General features: G+C 61.1%; 1 protein-coding gene. It reads left to right on the forward strand.

Features of this window, described 5'->3' with window-relative positions; all coding sequences use genetic code 11:
- Positions 1 to 707: Glu/Leu/Phe/Val family dehydrogenase (locus AC0L3N_RS33915; protein WP_473552056.1), on the forward strand; the 707-nt coding region annotated here is incomplete at both ends.

Genomic DNA, 707 nt, shown 5'->3' on the forward strand with positions numbered 1-707 from the left:
GACGCCGATGCCGAGGAGGTGGAGGCGCTCGCGGCCCTGATGACGCTCAAATGTTCGCTGGTCGATATGCCTTTCGGAGGGTCGAAAGGCGCGCTCAAGATTGATCCACGCGAATGGACAGCCCAAGAACTCGAGCGGATCACCCGCCGGTTCACTCAGGAACTGAACAAGCGTGGTCTGATCGGGCCCGGCCTCAACGTTCCGGCCCCGGACGTGGGCACGGGCGAGCGGGAAATGGCCTGGATGGTCGATGAGTTCCGTCGAGCCAATCCCACCGACGTGATCAACTCGCGCGCTTGCGTGACGGGAAAACCGCTCTCCAAGGGCGGAATCGCCGGGCGCACGGAGGCGACAGGCCGCGGCGTGCAGTTTGCTGTTCAAAGTTATCTTCGCGATCCGCGTACGCCTGGCATTGTGGGACTGAGGGACCTCAAAGGAGCGTCCATTGTCGTTCAGGGATTCGGCAATGTGGGTTACCACGCTGCCAAATTCCTCTCCGAGGAAGATGGCGCGCAAGTCACGGTTGTTACCGAACGCGATGGATATGTGTCAAACCCTCAAGGCCTTCCCGTCGAGGCGCTGAAGCAGCATCAGCTGTGCACCGGAAGCATTTTGGGCTTTGCCGGCGCCAACTCTTTCGCCAGTGATATGGCGGGCCTGGAAGAGCCCTGCGACATTCTCATCCCCGCGGCGATGGAGAATGCCAT

This window comes from Mesorhizobium sp. WSM4807, from assembly GCF_055811615.1.